Here is a 14256-nt window from a genome sequence, read left to right as displayed (position 1 = left end):
TACCTTGCTTATTCTTCATAATGTTGAAAGGGTAATCCAGTTCGTAAAATCCCCCTCGTCTCAATCCCGCCAAGTCCCTTTTCGCCGGTAATCGTATTACGTACAACATCCCATACATTTACTCTTTCCATAAATGACGTAAAACTAATTTTTCCAACCACATATACAGGATCTAGTGCGTGAATATTAATTCTAGATGGTGAACTAGCAAAATTAGCACCTGCTCGAATTAATGCTTCAAAGTGTGATTGGCATGCCCCGGCAAAAATAACGAGTTGATCCAATGATGGATATTTTTTTCTCACTTCTCTAACAGCCTGTACAAAATGCCTTGAATGCCTATATGCTGCTAAATCTCCCTTTACCCCTTTTGATTTGGTATATGCATCGTGACCCGTAATAACTAAAATATCCGGACGAAAATGATCTATTAAATCTACTACCTTTTCATGCATCTCTGTTTCTTTACAATGAATACCTTGTACAGGAACACCAATTTTATTATATAAGTCTAAGCACTTGCGCAAATATAACGGGTCTCCATCTATATGCAATACACGTCCTGGCATTTGAAAATAATTCACCTCACTTGTATATCCACCTGTTGAAGTGTGTTCATGCCTTTGTTTCATTAATACATAATCTTGTTGAAACAAACGATACGTACGCTCCATCGTTTCTTTCTCACGCTTCGCTCTTTTTTTATGTTCTCGTTGGTCTATACTAACTAAATCTTCAAGTGGCGCATCGGCCACCAGTCTAATTTCCTCTCCAAATAATATAGCTATCTCGCCTTTTATTTCTATAATACGAAAAAGGATATCCCTATTATGAGAATATCGTTCCACTAATTCTCCAACATGTAAAGCCATTCTCCTACCTCCAAACTCGTTAGGCCATCTTACCTGTTTTTAAAGTATGAATGTAAGAGAGGAAAGGTGACAAAAGGGACAGTTCAAGTTGAACTGTCCCTTTTCTATTCTTATGACAATTTATGAAGAACTAATGCATTACTTAATGTTGCAAACTCCTCGATAGATAGCGTTTCGCCTCTTCGTTTTGGATCAATTCCTACTTCTGTTAAAATTCGATCCAACAGCTCTTTATCTTTCGGGAAACCATTTAAATTATTTGATAAATTATTCATTAAAGTTTTACGACGCTGTGCAAAACTTGCTCGTACTACTTCAAAGAAGAATGTCTCATCTGTTACTTCTACAACTGGTTTCGGGCGCTTTAGGAGACGAATAATCGCAGAATCAACATTTGGTTGTGGCACAAACACTGTACGCGGTACAGTCATAACTGTTTCTACCTCTGTATAATACTGAATAGCAATGGATAAAGAACCATACTCTTTCGTTCCAGGTTTAGCAGCTAAACGATCTCCAACTTCTTTTTGCATCATAACAACAAATCCACGAACCGGTAATTTCTCTTCCAACAATTTAAATAAAATTGGCGTTGTAATATAGTACGGTAAGTTCGCTACTACCATTACATCTTGCCCTTCCTCAAATTGCTCACTAAACACCTCATGTACATCTGCCTTTAGTACGTCTTTATTTATAACTGTAACGTTGCTATATGGAGCTAGCGTCTCATCTAAAATCGGTAATAACCTCTGATCAATTTCAAAAGCTACTACTTTTTTAGCACGCTTCGCTAATTGTTCTGTTAACGCACCGATACCTGGCCCAATTTCAATTGCACCACTTTCTGAACCAATTTCAGCGTGATCAACAATACGATTTAATACGTTCGTATCAATTAAAAAATTTTGTCCTAAACTTTTTTTGAATGAAAATCCGTACTTTTCAACAATGTCTTTCGTACGATTTGGCGTTGCGATATCCTTCATTTTCTTTCCTCCTGTACGACTTGCTTATAAGCTTCTGCAAATGCTTCTTTTGAAACTTGAAACATTTGTAATCGTTTATGTAACTGTTTTGCGTTTGTATAACCAATCTTTAATAGCTTACCCATTCTTTCTCTGCGACTCTTTGCCATTTCTCCGCCCACTAAACCTGCATCGACTAGATCGCTCCAACTAATTTCACTTGTGTAAGCTTCCATTTCTTCATGTATATTCTCTAAAGCACGGCGAATTGATTCATTAGAAGCATGTTCAATTCCGACACCCTTTTTCCTTTTGGCAAGTGCTTCTTCCTTCGGTAAAAAGGCATGCTTACATCCAGGCACCTTATCAGAAATAATTTTTCGAATACGCTCTCCAGGATAATCCGGATCTGTGAAAATAATAACGCCCCGTTTTTGCAGCGCTAATTTAACTTGCTCAATAACATGATCACCGATTGCTGAACCGTTCGTTTCAATTGTATCCGCATCAACAGCACGCTTAATCGCAACTGTATCATCTTTACCTTCTACAACGATAATCTCTTTAATTTTCATGCTTGCCTCCACACTCGTTTCGTCTCTACTTAGTAAAACAAAAAAATGACGACTTTTCCATTATTATTTTCCCCATTCTTACATTTTAAAAAATAGAATGGCCAAAACTTTGTTCTCTCTTCTTATTGTAACACTTCCTCATTCGCCCTTATTTTTTCACAAAAATAAAAAAGAATGGGTTCTCCCACTCCTTTTTATTCAACACCAAATAAAGCTTTTGCATTTTTTGTTGTTATTTCTGCTACTTCCTCATAAGAAATTCCTTTTAAATTCGCAATTTCTTCTGCTACAAGTTTTACATAACTCGGTTCATTTCGTTTTCCTCGAAATGGATGTGGTGTTAAATATGGACAATCCGTCTCTATTAACAATTTCTCTAATGGAATCTCCGTGGCAACTTCTTTCGGTTTCTTAGCATTTTTAAATGTAACTGGGCCGCCTAACGAAATTAAAAAGTTCATATCAACACATCGCTCTGCTACTTCTACGCTGCCACTAAAACAATGCATAATGCCTCCCACTTCAGCTGCATTCTCTTCTTCTAGAATATCAACAATATCTTGAGTTGCATCGCGGTTATGTATAATAATCGGCAATTTCACCTTTTTGGCTAATGCAATTTGTTTACGGAATACTTCCTTCTGTATTTCTTTTGGAGACTTATCCCAATGATAATCTAATCCCATCTCTCCAAGTGCAACGACTTTAGGATGAGAAGCAAGTTCTTCTAACCAAGCTAAATGTTCTTCTGTCATGTCGATTGCATCAACTGGATGCCATCCAACCGCAGCGTAAATAAAATCATAAGTTTCAGCTAATTCAATCGCCTTTTTTATCGTTACTTCATCAAAACCAACAACAACTGTATAGGTAACTCCCGCTTCTTTCATTCGTGCAATAACCTCTTGCAAATCTTCTTCAAATTGCTCTGCATTCAAATGTGAATGTGTATCAAACAACATAATACATAACTCCTTTTATATTGAAATCAAGTTTATTCTAAAAAATAAGCTCTTTAATAACTTAACGATAACAATACTATAATTTTAATGCAAAAATAGAGAATGTAAAAAGAAAAAAGACACTTCACACATGTTACACGTGAAACATCTCTTTTCTTGTCTTAATTACTTGATTTTCGTACCGTTTGGTAGATTTTGGTCGATTGATGCTAATGACAACACGCCGTTCTCTTCACCCGCTAAAATCATACCTTGTGATAATTCACCGCGTAATTTTACAGGTTTTAAGTTTGTTACGCAAATAACCTTTTTACCTTTTAGGTCTTCCGGCGAATAGAATTTTGCAATTCCTGAAACAACTTGACGCTTTTCTGTACCTAAATCCAGCTGAATTTTTAACAACTTATCTGCTTTTTTCACAGGTTCAGCTGATAGTACTTCAGCTACGCGTAATTCTACTTTAAAGAAATCATCAATTGTAATTTCTTCTGCTTTCGGCTCTTCTTCTTTTTTCTCTTCTACTTTAGGAGCAGAACTTTTCATTTGTTCTTTAATGTACCCTACTTCTACTTCCATCTCTAAACGAGGGAAAATCGGGTTTCCTTTTTCTACTTTTGTTCCAGCTGGAATACAGCCAATTGTAGATAGGCTTTCCCAAGATTTATGTGCCTCTTCAGTAAGTCCAAGCTGAGCAAACATCTTATTTGGTGCTACTGTTAGGAACGGCATAAGCATAATACCTGTTTGACGAAGTACTTCTGCTAAGTGCGCCATTACAGAAGCTAATTTTTCACGATCATTCTCATCTTTCGCTAATACCCACGGTTGTGTTTCATCAATATATTTATTTGCACGGCTAACCAATTGCCAAATTGAGCTTAGCGCTACAGAGAATTCCATATTCTCCATTGCTTCTTCTACTTTTTTCAATGTATCTTTTGCAAACGTTACTAACGTTTCATCAAATTCCGTTACATTCGCTTTAAATGCAGGGATTTCTCCGTTAAAGTACTTATCAATCATAGCTACTGTACGATTTAACAAGTTACCTAAGTCATTTGCTAAATCAAAATTAATGCGCTCCACAAATCCTTCTGGTGTGAATACGCCATCAGATCCGAATGGAACTTCACGAAGTAGGTAATAACGTAATGCATCTAATCCGTAACGATCGATTAATGTAACTGGATCTACTACGTTTCCTTTTGACTTACTCATCTTTCCATCCTTCATTAAAATCCAACCATGAGCAAAGATTTTTTTCGGAAGAGGTAAATCTAATGCCATTAAAATGATTGGCCAATAAATTGTATGGAAACGAACGATTTCTTTTCCAACTAAATGCACATCAGCTGGCCAGAATTTTTTATACATCTCTTCATTTTCTGTTCCATAACCTAATGCTGTAATGTAGTTAGATAATGCGTCAACCCATACGTAAATAACGTGTTTCGGGTTACCTGGAACACGAACTCCCCAGTCAAATGAAGTACGAGAAACAGCTAAATCTTCTAAGCCTGGTTTAATGAAGTTATTAATCATCTCATTCTTACGAGACTCTGGTTGAATGAAATGTGGATTATCTTCATAGAATTTTAATAGTCTGTCGACATATTTACCCATTCTAAAGAAATACGATTCTTCACGAACAAGTTCTACATCATGACCACTATCTGGGCTTTTTCCTCCAACTACTTTGTCGCCTTCCATAATTGGATCTACTAATTGATGCTCTGTATAGAATGTCTCATCTTGTACAGAATACCAACCTTCATATTCATCAAGATAAATATCACCTTGATCTACTAGTTGCTTGAAGATTTTTTCAACGACATCTTTATGACGATCTTCAGTTGTACGAATAAAATCATCATAAGAGATATCCATCTTCTCCCAAAGCTCTTTAATTCCTGCAACAATGTTATCCACATATGCTTGTGGTGTAACATTTAATTCTTCTGCTTTCTTTTGGATCTTCTGTCCATGCTCATCAGTTCCTGTTAAATAATGAACATTGTATCCTTGCATACGCTTATATCGTGCCATCGCATCTCCTGCTACGGTTGTATAAGCATGTCCAATGTGTAATTTTCCACTTGGATAATAAATTGGGGTAGTAATATAAAAGGACTTATTTTCCTTTGTCATTGTTTTGGACCTCCCGGATAACCTCATATGTATTTATAAACAGTATATCAAAAACTTATATATAAAGTGAAACTTTAATCTGTGAGGGTTTTGTTCACTCCCGCGGATTATTAGCCCGCACCAATCGGGCTTTTACGAGTAGCCCAACGCCCACTTAACTTCTTTGCTCCAGCCAAATTTTGAAGTGGGAATCTTACTGCTTGTTAACGCAGGATAAAAAACGAATTAATGCCTGGTATCTTTATCATCTATTACTCATATTTCAAGAAAATATACAATCCTTACTTACAATATATAAATTTTTCTGAAAATAAAGTGAAATAATAGTAGAAATTACTCTCATTCTATTATATATAAGAAGTAAGAAATCTATAAATCTTTTTAAAAAATATAGAATTAAAGAATTGACGGAAATGTAAATGATTGGTATCATATGTCCATAGGGTATTTTGTCGAAAAATGACGAATCTAGAAAATAGACTCGAAACTTATAAACTATTTCTTTAGGAGGAAAAGAATTATGAAATCTACTGGTATCGTTCGTAAAGTTGATGAATTAGGTCGTGTAGTAATTCCAATCGAATTACGCCGTACTTTAGGTATTGCAGAAAAGGATGCTCTTGAAATCTACGTTGATGACGAGAAAATCATCTTAAAAAAATATAAGCCAAACATGACTTGTCAAGTAACTGGTGAAGTATCTGATGGTAACCTATCTTTAGCTGAAGGTAAAATTATCTTAAGTAAAGAAGGCGCTGAGCAAGTCTTAAACGAACTTCAAAATTATATCGAAACAGCAAAATAAGCTTCTCAATTATGAGAAGCTTATTTTTTATCGACATGATAGATTTGATATACATCGCGTTTCGACAAATCTCGATCTTTAGCGACTGTTTTTATAGCTTCTTTTGAATTCATACCTTTTTCGTTTATATAATGTTCAATATGATTATATACTGAAATAGATTCCCACCATTGTTCTTCTGGGGCAGGTTCTTCCGTTGAACCAGCTACTAAAATACAAAACTCGCCACGAACTTCATTTTGTTTCGTCCACTCAATTGCTTCTTCGATTGTTCCTCGAATAAATTCCTCGAATTTTTTCGTTAACTCTCGACATAATACAATTTCTCTATTTCCCAACACTTCTTGCATTGAGATTAAAGTATCATCTAAACGATGAGGCGCTTCATAAAACATCATTGTAGTTTGTACATAACGAAGCTTCTCTAACTCCATTTTTCTTTCTTTTTTATTTCTTTGTAAAAATCCGTAGAAATAAAACTGTTTTGTTTCAAGGCCTGATGCAATTAATGCTGTAAGGGCCGCATTTGCCCCAGGAAGCGGGATAACATGATACTGTTCCGCTACAGCCTCTACAACAATATCGTAACCTGGATCGGAAATACACGGCATACCAGCATCACTAACAAGTGCTACTGTCTTTCCTTCGTCTAACTTCCCTAATATTTTCTTCCCGCTTACTTCCTTATTATGCTCATGGTAACTCATAACAGGTGTTTCAATTTCGAAGTAATTACAAAGTTTTTTCGTTTGTCTCGTATCTTCAGCAGCAATTAAATCAGCTTCTTTTAAAATTCGGATTGCACGAAATGTCATATCTTCTAAATTCCCAATAGGAGTTGGTACTAAATATAAAACTCCCTTTTCATTTTGTTGAAAGCTTTTTTGTTGCCACATAGCGTTCTCCTTTTTGCATGTATTCTTCTTTTTGTTTTCTATTTAACTGCTTAAAATAATACTCTGCTTGCATAGCTGTACGCTTATCTTCATGAAATTCTATGTATTTTAAAACAACAGGAAGTCTAGCACGCGTATACCTAGCCCCTTTTCCACTATTATGGGTCTGAATCCGCTTCTCTATATGATTTGTATATCCAGCATAATAACTTCCGTCAGAGCACTCTACTACATAAAAACAATGCTTATTCTTCTCCATATAAAATTGAACGAATCTCCTTTGTATATTCATTATTTTCTTCATATACAAAAAGAGGGGGCAATATTTTCAAATCTGCGTTTCCATCCTTAATACCTTCAATTAACAATGTATTCGCTTCTTTCCCTGCCTTAGGATAAACAAATCGTACACGCTTTGGTTCAATCTTGTATTTACGCATTAATGTAACAATATCTAGTAAACGACCTGGACGATGTACAAATGCTACTTTCCCACCTTGCTTTACTAACTGACTACTTGCAGATACAACATCCTCTAATGTACACATAATTTCATGACGAGCTATCGCTAAATGTTCATTCATATTTTTCTCAGAAGTTGCAGGTGTTTGAAAATAAGGGGGATTACATGTGACAACATCATATTGATGACGTCCAAGTTTCTCCGGCATATCTTTCAAATCCCCATGTATTAAGTGAATTCTTTCTTCTAACTTATTGTATTGAACGCTTCTGATTCCCATATCATATAAACGTTCTTGAATTTCTACACCTGTAATATTTCCCTTTGTTCTTGTACTTAATAAAAGGGGGACAACTGCGTTACCTGTACACAGATCAAGTACATTACCTTTTTGAATTGGCACCCAAGCAAAGTCTGCAAGTAAAACAGCATCTAACGAGAAATTGAATACTGATGGGCTTTGTACAATCTTCATATCTTGCGCTAATAAGTAATCTAAACGTTCATCTTCATATAAATTCATATGTTACTCCTTTTCTTACACTTAACCTACCCTATTTCATCTTCTACTAATAAAAAAACATATTTCATTCTACTCTCATGTATAAAAAATTACCTTTCCAATTATCATTGGAAAGGTAATTTCACTTTTTATTTAAAAATGACAGGCAGAATAAACAATCTCCCTCTTTACGTACACTTCCATAATGCAGATTACAAATATGAAAACCTTCTTGATATAGCCTTGCTAAATTATCATAGCCTTCGCCAATATCAGTTGTCTTCGGCTTCACTTCTTTACGTTTTTGAGTTTTTTGTTTTTCCTTAATCTGCACTTCTTCAAAGCGGTGTCGCAAATTTTCATTTTCCATTTTTATATGTTGGTTCTCTTCCAACAACTCTGCAAGATGTTGTTTTAATTCTCCCAACTGTTTGTATAAATGTCCAATTTGCTCTTCCATACTAGAAACCGATGCAAAAATATCTTTTTTCTCCACAAGCACCCACCTCATTAATCTGTGGTTTGACTCGAAACGACCCCTTTATTCACTAACTCATCTAACGTATATTCTACTATCCGTTCCTTGTCTACTAGTTCCACTTGAATTAATCTTTCTAAAATATTTAATCCGATAACACGGCCAGTACCATTCGGGGTTTGTATACGTTGATCTAAATCAGGAAGTTGTTCCTTTGCTGCCTCATATTCATCATTCTCATATTTTAAGCAACACATTAAGCGACCACATAAACCAGAGATTTTTGCAGGATTTAATGATAAATTTTGATCCTTTGCCATCTTAATGGATACAGGTTCAAAATCTCCTAAAAAAGTAGAACAACAAAGCATACGACCACACGGACCAATACCACCAAGCATCTTCGCTTCATCACGAACACCAATTTGTCTTAGTTCAATTCTTGTCCTAAAAATTGCCGCTAAGTCCTTCACTAGTTCGCGGAAATCAATCCGACCATCCGCAGTAAAGTAGAAAATAATCTTATTGCGATCGAACGTATACTCTACATCTACAAGTTTCATATCAAGATTATGCTCTACTACCTTTTGCTGACAAACTTGATATGCTTCTTTCGCAGCATATTTGTTCTCTTCAACAATGGTACGATCATTTTCATTTGCAATACGAATAACCTTTTTTAGCGGTAATACAACGTCGTTTTCATCAACTTGCTTTTTGGTAATAACTACTTTTCCGTACTCAATACCTCTTACTGTTTCTACAATTACAAACTCATTTTCAGAGATATCGAACTGATTCGGATCGAAGTAATACACCTTTCCGGCCTTCTTAAAGCGAACACCTACTACATCATACAAAACGGTCATCCCTCCTGCAACCGCAACACTAACTGTTCGAACACAAGCTGCGCATTTACATTAGCGTTGATTCTATTTTTTGCCTCTAATATATTAAAGAGAGCTGATACAATGCGCTTCTGAGCATAGGAGAAAGATTCAAACATCTCTTTCTGCTCATGAAAAACAAGACGATCTTCTTCTCCAAGTTGAACATATAATAAATCCTTATAAATAAGGAGCAACATATCTAAACCTTGCTGTAATTGTTCTTTCTCTCCAAAGTGTTTTCCCCATTTTTCTTGTACAAAAAAAATAGAGGATTTATCCTTTTCGAGCGCTTCACATAATTTTATCACTAAAGCTCGTGCTTGTGCAAACCATTCATCACTACATAAAGCTAAAGCTTCATCAAAACTATTCGTGAGTTGCGCAGCAAGTGTCGATAAAGATGCCGTAATACCTTCATCCTGTAATCTTCTAATTAAAGATTCCGTAGGTAACGGTCTAAATGTAACAACTTGACAGCGAGATAAAATCGTATTTAAAATTTGATGACTTTGTTCAGTAAGTAGAATAGCTGTTGTATCACTACTTGGTTCTTCTAAAAATTTTAAAAGTGTATTCGCTGCATTTGCTGTCATACGATCTGCGTGCTCAATAATATATACTTTTTTATTTGCTTCTAATCCTGTTTTTGAAAACTCTTCTTGTAAATCATGAATTTGCTGCTTCTTAATAGATAATCCGTCTGGTTTTACAATATGTAAGTTAGGGTGGTTACCTGAATCAATTCGCTTACAATTTGTACATACATGACAAGGCTCTACCCCATTCCGCCCAAAACAGAGGAAACTCTTTGCCATTTGAATTGCCGTTGCAAACTTTCCAGTCCCTTTCCCTCCCTCTAACAAGTAAGCGTGGGATATACGCTCTTTTGCAATGCTATTCATCAACATTTTTACACCGATGGGTTGTATAGCAGAAAGCTGCTCCCACGTCTTCGTCATAATGCATACCTCACTTATTTCATTCTTTCCTTCTATTATAACAATTTATCTTCTATAATCTGAACAACTTCTTCTATAAGTTTTTCCATTGGTTGATCAGCATTTACCAATACAATACGATCTGAGAAACGTTCTACAACTTGTAAATATCCTTCACGGACACGTTTATGGAAAGAGATATCTTCCATATCTAATCGATTCACTTCACGTCCTGCATCTTTTTCAATGCGAGCTAAACCAATCTCTGGTTCAATGTCTAGGTAAATCGTTAAACTAGGCATACAGTCCTCTGTTGCGAAACGATTTATTTCAAATACTTTATCCATACCTAACCCTCTTGCATATCCTTGATACGCTAAAGAGCTATCTATAAAACGATCACATAATACAAGGTAGTCCTCGTTAAGTGCCGGCATAACCTTTTCCACCAAATGTTGTCTACGTGCAGCTGCATACAGAAGCGCCTCTGTACGTGCTTCCATCATCGTATATTCTTGTTTATGTAAAATTGTTCTAATATCCTCTGAAATTGCAATACCACCTGGTTCTCTCGTCGCCATTACCTTTTGTTCTTTTTGTTCAAAGTACGGCAATAAACTTTTAATTAACGTTGTTTTACCCGAACCCTCTGGACCTTCAATTGTTACAAATAATCCCTTCATTCTAAAACCTACTTTCTATATCATACACTTGCATATATTTCGTGCTACCTTGAAAACGAGCGCCTGATTGCTCTAAATACATAATTTGCTCTTTATGTTCAGAAGTAATTCTTTCCCCATACATAATCAATGGAATTCCAGGTGGGTACGGAATTACCATTTCTGCCGCTATCATCCCAACTGCTTCTTCTGCAGATACTACTTTTGTTTCATACCCTTCCAGTTGTTTATATGTATACGGTAAAGGAGAGAATTCTCCCTTATAAGTATAACGAATAGATTCCTTCTTGTCTTTCACCTCATAATATTGCAATGCCCCTCGGATCATCTCTATAGCCTTCATATACTCCTTATTTACTTGCAAGGGCAAAATAAATAGGACATTATATGGATCCGCCATTTCTGTATATATACCGACCTTTTCAAATACAGACTGTAATTCGTATCCTGATAACTGACAACGTGTCTGTACAGTAACCTTTAACTCATCTTGTAATGGATACTGTAAAATAGCTATTTGCGGAATAGAACACAATTCATCTTTAAATCCCCGTAAAAACTCGACAATTTCATCATGTCCATTTTCTTTTATACGTGCTATTGTAAAGCGTGCAATATCAAGAGAAGTCATAATTGGATACGATGGACTACTAGATTGTAGCATACTTAAATAGGTAGAAACTTTCTCTTCTTTCACTAAGCAACTATTTATATGTAAATAGGACCCCATTGTCATCGCGGGTAATGTTTTATGTGCAGAATGAACTACAATATCTGCACCATATGCTAATGCTGACTTTGGAAATGCCCCTCCTAAACAAAAATGGGCTCCATGTGCTTCATCTACTAAAACGGGGATTTTATGTGCATGTGCATAAGCAATGCTTGCCTCTAGATCCATCCCCATACCATAATAATTAGGATGCGTTAAAATGAGTGCTTTAGCATTTGGATATTTTTCAATTGCTTCCTTAATAATTTCAACATGAATTCCCACCGGTACATTATAAGCTTCATCAATCCATGGATCTAAAAAAATTGGATTTGCGCCCGCTAATTTTAAACCATTAATAATTGATTTATGACAATTTCTTTGTACAAGAACAATATCATGTTCCCTACAACAAGACAAAATCATTGCTAGGTTCCCTACTGTTGAACCATTAATTAAAAAATAACTTTTTTTCACTTCATATACATCAGCTAATAACTGTTGTGCCTCATCTATACATTCAAACGGACTATGTAAATCATCTAACCCTGACAACTCAGTTACATCGATAGATAGTATATCTTTAAACTCCCCTACAGCTTCCTGAGGGAAGTTTAAACCATTTTTATGACCTGGAACATGAAAGGATAACGGCCCTCTTTCTTTAAACTCTGTTAATGCCTCATATAAAGGTATGCGATTTTGATTCATCTATATCTCTTCCTTATTATTTCATTCTTCCTCTATTATACAGAACAAAAAAAATAATAGGCATATGCCTATTTAAAAATATAATACTTCTAATTTCCGAAGCTGTTTTAAATAATATATATACTTCGGATCATTTGTCTCCGTATTCACCATATCCTTTTCACATTCATAACATATTAAATTATTATAAACATATATCCCTTCTTTTCTTTCTGTCTCACAAACAATACAAACTTCATTTTGTACTTTCATAACCTTCCCTCCCTATTTAAATGGACATATTTTATACTTCTATTCCTTAACAATTTACAGAAAAATATACATCCATCTCTTATATAATATGATTAACCCTTGGGCAACGTGTTTGTATTACCATTACTTCTTTTTTCGTACTGTTTGAAAACACAAAAAAACACAAGTCAAAAGACTTGTGTTTTTAATTGCTTGGCGACGTCCTACTCTCACAGGGACAAGGTCCCAACTACCATCGGCGCTAGAGAGCTTAACTTCCGTGTTCGGTATGGGAACGGGTGTGACCTCTCTGCCATCATCACCAAACTATGAAGGCATATTCCTTCAAAACTAGATAACATTGCTACATATTATATGGTTAAGTCCTCGATCTATTAGTATTCGTCAGCTCCACATGTCACCATGCTTCCACCTCGAACCTATCAACCTGATCATCTTTCAGGGATCTTACTAGCTTACGCTATGGGAAATCTCATCTTGAGGGGGGCTTCATGCTTAGATGCTTTCAGCACTTATCCCTTCCGCACATAGCTACCCAGCTATGCCCTTGGCAGAACAACTGGTACACCAGCGGTGCGTCCATCCCGGTCCTCTCGTACTAAGGACAGCTCCTCTCAAATTTCCTACGCCCACGACGGATAGGGACCGAACTGTCTCACGACGTTCTGAACCCAGCTCGCGTACCGCTTTAATGGGCGAACAGCCCAACCCTTGGGACCGACTACAGCCCCAGGATGCGATGAGCCGACATCGAGGTGCCAAACCTCCCCGTCGATGTGGACTCTTGGGGGAGATAAGCCTGTTATCCCCGGGGTAGCTTTTATCCGTTGAGCGATGGCCCTTCCATGCGGAACCACCGGATCACTAAGCCCGACTTTCGTCCCTGCTCGACTTGTAGGTCTCGCAGTCAAGCTCCCTTATGCCTTTGCACTCTACGAATGATTTCCAACCATTCTGAGGGAACCTTTGGGCGCCTCCGTTACACTTTAGGAGGCGACCGCCCCAGTCAAACTGCCCACCTGACACTGTCTCCCGGGTCGATAAGACCCGTAGGTTAGAATTTCAATACATTCAGGGCGGTATCCCACCAGCGCCTCCACCGAAGCTAGCGCTCCGGTTTCAATGGCTCCCGCCTATCCTGTACAAAATGTACCAAAATTCAATATCAGGCTACAGTAAAGCTCCACGGGGTCTTTCCGTCCTGTCGCGGGTAACCTGCATCTTCACAGGTACTATAATTTCACCGAGTCTCTGGTTGAGACAGTGCCCAAATCGTTACACCTTTCGTGCGGGTCGGAACTTACCCGACAAGGAATTTCGCTACCTTAGGACCGTTATAGTTACGGCCGCCGTTTACTGGGGCTTCAGTTCAGAGCTTCGCTTACGCTAACCCCTCTCCTT

Annotated in this window: 15 protein-coding genes and 2 rRNA genes (1 of these 17 running past the window's edge); 1 reads left to right on the top strand and 16 read right to left on the bottom strand. The window is 36.7% G+C overall.

The features are described from left to right. Positions 1 to 8: 8 nt before the first annotated feature. The 5 genes from yabG to metG form a co-directional block, all read right to left on the bottom strand. Positions 9 to 872 carry a sporulation peptidase YabG gene (gene yabG, locus J0835_RS00245; RefSeq protein WP_087979102.1) on the bottom strand — a complete coding sequence of 288 codons (864 nt, stop codon included), beginning with the start codon at positions 870 to 872 and terminating at the stop codon, positions 9 to 11. Between the two features lie 110 nt (positions 873 to 982). Further along, positions 983 to 1861 (bottom strand): 16S rRNA (adenine(1518)-N(6)/adenine(1519)-N(6))-dimethyltransferase RsmA, encoded by an 879-nt coding sequence (gene rsmA / locus J0835_RS00240; protein ID WP_000651555.1) that lies wholly within the window; start codon positions 1859 to 1861, stop codon positions 983 to 985. After that, positions 1858 to 2415, bottom strand: coding sequence for a ribonuclease M5 (gene rnmV, locus J0835_RS00235; RefSeq protein ID WP_087979101.1), 558 nt, complete (start codon positions 2413 to 2415; stop codon positions 1858 to 1860). Before rnmV ends, rsmA begins: the two co-directional genes overlap by 4 nt. A 194-nt stretch (positions 2416 to 2609) precedes the next feature. Further along, a complete protein-coding gene (locus J0835_RS00230; protein ID WP_087979100.1) occupies positions 2610 to 3377 on the bottom strand; it encodes a TatD family hydrolase in 768 nt (255 codons plus the stop codon). A 165-nt stretch (positions 3378 to 3542) separates the two neighbouring features. Further along, entirely contained in the window at positions 3543 to 5525 is a 1983-nt protein-coding gene (gene metG, locus J0835_RS00225) for a methionine--tRNA ligase (RefSeq protein WP_087979099.1), read from the bottom strand. A 520-nt stretch (positions 5526 to 6045) separates the two neighbouring features. Here metG and J0835_RS00220 point away from each other — a divergent pair. Next, a complete protein-coding gene (locus tag J0835_RS00220; protein ID WP_087979098.1) occupies positions 6046 to 6330 on the top strand; it encodes an AbrB/MazE/SpoVT family DNA-binding domain-containing protein in 285 nt (94 codons plus the stop codon). A gap of 20 nt (positions 6331 to 6350) precedes the next feature. On the opposite strand, the gene rsmI is transcribed toward J0835_RS00220, so the two are convergent. From rsmI to J0835_RS00165, 11 genes are all read right to left on the bottom strand, one after another. After that, positions 6351 to 7226 carry a 16S rRNA (cytidine(1402)-2'-O)-methyltransferase gene (gene rsmI / locus J0835_RS00215; protein WP_076542778.1) on the bottom strand — a complete coding sequence of 292 codons (876 nt, stop codon included), beginning with the start codon at positions 7224 to 7226 and terminating at the stop codon, positions 6351 to 6353. Beyond that, complete coding sequence (locus tag J0835_RS00210) at positions 7195 to 7485, bottom strand: GIY-YIG nuclease family protein (RefSeq protein ID WP_000414343.1); 291 nt, start codon at positions 7483 to 7485, stop codon at positions 7195 to 7197. The genes rsmI and J0835_RS00210 overlap by 32 nt, the downstream gene beginning before the upstream one ends. Continuing rightward, the gene (locus tag J0835_RS00205; RefSeq protein WP_060486369.1) at positions 7472 to 8212 is read right to left on the bottom strand and encodes a tRNA1(Val) (adenine(37)-N6)-methyltransferase; all 741 of its coding nucleotides are present in this window, start codon (positions 8210 to 8212) and stop codon (positions 7472 to 7474) included. The genes J0835_RS00210 and J0835_RS00205 overlap by 14 nt, the downstream gene beginning before the upstream one ends. A 121-nt stretch (positions 8213 to 8333) precedes the next feature. Beyond that, positions 8334 to 8687: a DNA replication initiation control protein YabA gene (gene yabA, locus J0835_RS00200; protein ID WP_000412057.1), complete on the bottom strand. Its 354-nt coding sequence runs from the start codon at positions 8685 to 8687 to the stop codon at positions 8334 to 8336. Between the two features lie 14 nt (positions 8688 to 8701). Continuing rightward, positions 8702 to 9529, bottom strand: a complete 828-nt coding sequence (locus tag J0835_RS00195) for a PSP1 domain-containing protein (protein WP_140386631.1) — start codon at positions 9527 to 9529, stop codon at positions 8702 to 8704. Between the two features lie 5 nt (positions 9530 to 9534). Next, positions 9535 to 10518 carry a DNA polymerase III subunit delta' gene (gene holB, locus J0835_RS00190; protein WP_087979096.1) on the bottom strand — a complete coding sequence of 328 codons (984 nt, stop codon included), beginning with the start codon at positions 10516 to 10518 and terminating at the stop codon, positions 9535 to 9537. A 35-nt stretch (positions 10519 to 10553) separates the two neighbouring features. Continuing rightward, positions 10554 to 11180, bottom strand: a complete 627-nt coding sequence (gene tmk / locus J0835_RS00185; RefSeq protein WP_000677225.1) for a dTMP kinase — start codon at positions 11178 to 11180, stop codon at positions 10554 to 10556. Position 11181: 1 nt separating this feature from the next. Further along, the gene (locus J0835_RS00180; RefSeq protein ID WP_087979095.1) at positions 11182 to 12603 is read right to left on the bottom strand and encodes an aminotransferase class I/II-fold pyridoxal phosphate-dependent enzyme; all 1422 of its coding nucleotides are present in this window, start codon (positions 12601 to 12603) and stop codon (positions 11182 to 11184) included. A gap of 72 nt (positions 12604 to 12675) precedes the next feature. Further along, positions 12676 to 12855, bottom strand: coding sequence for a sigma factor G inhibitor Gin (locus tag J0835_RS00175; RefSeq protein ID WP_087979094.1), 180 nt, complete (start codon positions 12853 to 12855; stop codon positions 12676 to 12678). Between the two features lie 190 nt (positions 12856 to 13045). Further along, positions 13046 to 13161: ribosomal RNA gene (gene rrf / locus J0835_RS00170) — 5S ribosomal RNA — on the bottom strand. A gap of 48 nt (positions 13162 to 13209) precedes the next feature. Further along, positions 13210 to 14256: ribosomal RNA gene (locus J0835_RS00165) — 23S ribosomal RNA — on the bottom strand; it runs 1875 nt beyond the window's last position.

This window comes from Bacillus cereus group sp. Sample62, assembly GCF_036851315.1.
Lineage (GTDB): Bacteria > Bacillota > Bacilli > Bacillales > Bacillaceae_G > Bacillus_A > Bacillus_A wiedmannii.
The sequence above is the reverse complement of the archived record's forward strand: the minus strand, read 5'-3'. Positions and strand labels throughout refer to the sequence as shown.

What these genes read in the sequence shown, in the direction of transcription:
- yabG (WP_087979102.1), bottom strand. Translation starts at nt 872, where the DNA reads ATGGCTTTACATGTTGGAGAATTAGTGGAACGATATTCTCATAATAGG.
- rsmA (WP_000651555.1), bottom strand. Translation starts at nt 1,861, where the DNA reads ATGAAGGATATCGCAACGCCAAATCGTACGAAAGACATTGTTGAAAAG.
- rnmV (WP_087979101.1), bottom strand. Translation starts at nt 2,415, where the DNA reads ATGAAAATTAAAGAGATTATCGTTGTAGAAGGTAAAGATGATACAGTT.
- J0835_RS00230 (WP_087979100.1), bottom strand. Translation starts at nt 3,377, where the DNA reads ATGTTGTTTGATACACATTCACATTTGAATGCAGAGCAATTTGAAGAA.
- metG (WP_087979099.1), bottom strand. Translation starts at nt 5,525, where the DNA reads ATGACAAAGGAAAATAAGTCCTTTTATATTACTACCCCAATTTATTAT.
- J0835_RS00220 (WP_087979098.1), top strand. Translation starts at nt 6,046, where the DNA reads ATGAAATCTACTGGTATCGTTCGTAAAGTTGATGAATTAGGTCGTGTA.
- rsmI (WP_076542778.1), bottom strand. Translation starts at nt 7,226, where the DNA reads ATGTGGCAACAAAAAAGCTTTCAACAAAATGAAAAGGGAGTTTTATAT.
- J0835_RS00210 (WP_000414343.1), bottom strand. Translation starts at nt 7,485, where the DNA reads ATGGAGAAGAATAAGCATTGTTTTTATGTAGTAGAGTGCTCTGACGGA.
- J0835_RS00205 (WP_060486369.1), bottom strand. Translation starts at nt 8,212, where the DNA reads ATGAATTTATATGAAGATGAACGTTTAGATTACTTATTAGCGCAAGAT.
- holB (WP_087979096.1), bottom strand. Translation starts at nt 10,518, where the DNA reads ATGACGAAGACGTGGGAGCAGCTTTCTGCTATACAACCCATCGGTGTA.
- tmk (WP_000677225.1), bottom strand. Translation starts at nt 11,180, where the DNA reads ATGAAGGGATTATTTGTAACAATTGAAGGTCCAGAGGGTTCGGGTAAA.
- J0835_RS00180 (WP_087979095.1), bottom strand. Translation starts at nt 12,603, where the DNA reads ATGAATCAAAATCGCATACCTTTATATGAGGCATTAACAGAGTTTAAA.
- J0835_RS00175 (WP_087979094.1), bottom strand. Translation starts at nt 12,855, where the DNA reads ATGAAAGTACAAAATGAAGTTTGTATTGTTTGTGAGACAGAAAGAAAA.